The organism is Pseudomonas sp. 2VD, assembly GCF_005503585.1.
In the GTDB taxonomy this organism is placed as follows: domain Bacteria; phylum Pseudomonadota; class Gammaproteobacteria; order Pseudomonadales; family Pseudomonadaceae; genus Pseudomonas; species Pseudomonas aeruginosa.
Map to the genome: position 1 here is coordinate 1 of NZ_SCND01000691.1, position 1,014 is coordinate 1,014.

The 1,014-nt window shown below is 71.0% G+C and carries 1 protein-coding gene and 1 pseudogene; one reads left to right on the forward strand and one right to left on the reverse strand.

All coding sequences use genetic code 11. From position 1 onward, the window contains the following. A partial coding sequence (locus FFS27_RS33130; RefSeq protein ID WP_137952582.1) for an MFS transporter occupies positions 1-768 on the reverse strand: 768 nt, incomplete at its 3' end. A gap of 38 nt (positions 769-806) precedes the next feature. On the opposite strand from FFS27_RS33130, the pseudogene FFS27_RS33135 reads away from it, so the two are divergent. Beyond that, positions 807-1,014: pseudogene (locus tag FFS27_RS33135) on the forward strand (transcriptional regulator); the annotation flags it as partial.

Consider the following 1,014-nt stretch of genomic DNA (forward strand, 5'->3'; position numbering starts at 1 on the left):
TTCCTGGCGCAGCTCGGTGCGCCACAGCCAGGCCAGCAGCGGCACCGCCGCCGCCAGCAGCAGGGCGCAGGGCCAGGACCAGTGCAGCGATGGGCCGAGAGCCAGCGGCAGCAGCAGGCAGAGGATCAGCGCGGCGAGCAGCAGGGTGCCCGGCGCGTCGACGCGGGCGGCATGCTCGGCGCGGGTCTCCGGTACCCAGCGGCGGCTGCAAAGGAGAATGCCGAGGCAGATCGGCAGGTTGATCAGGAACACGCTGCGCCAGCCGAGGCCGCCGATGTCGGCGGAGACCAGGAAGCCGCCGAGCACCTGGCCGACGACGAAGGCCAGGCCGCCGATGGCGCCGTAGGCGGCCAGCGCGCGGGAATGCGCGTGGCCGCTGAGGCTGACATGCAGGGTGGCGAGAATCTGCGGCACGATCAGCGCCGCGCCGACGCCCTGCAGGGCGCGCGCCACCAGCAGCAGCCAGACCGAACCGGCCAGCCCGCAAAGCAACGAGGCGACGGCGAACAGGGCGACGCCGAGATCGAACAGGCGGCGACGGCCGTAGTTGTCGCCAAGCCGGCCGCCCATCGCCAGGCACACGGCGAAGGCCACGCCGTAGACGGCGACGATCAGTTCCAGTTCGGTTTCGCTGGCGCCGAGGGAATGGGCGAGGGCGTCGAGGGCGACGTTGACGATGGAGAAATCGATCATCGGCAACAGTTGCCCCGCCAGCAGGATGCAGAGCCCGGCGAGGCCGAGCCGCGACGACGAGACGGCGCTGGGCATGGGCGGAGTCCTTGTGCGGAGGGGAGTGGGCTGGCAGCATGCGCTTCTGGCTAACCCGGTACCAGTTCTTGCTTATCCTGGTATTGGCGCTACCCGTCTGCCCTCCGGAGGACTTCGCCATGCCACTCGACGCCCCTGCCAGCCACGCTGCGGAAAGCCCCGCGCAGCCGTCCCGCGCTGAACAGCTGGGGGCCTTCCTGCGCCGCCGGCGGGAAAGCATCGAGCCGCAGCGGGTCGGCATTTCCC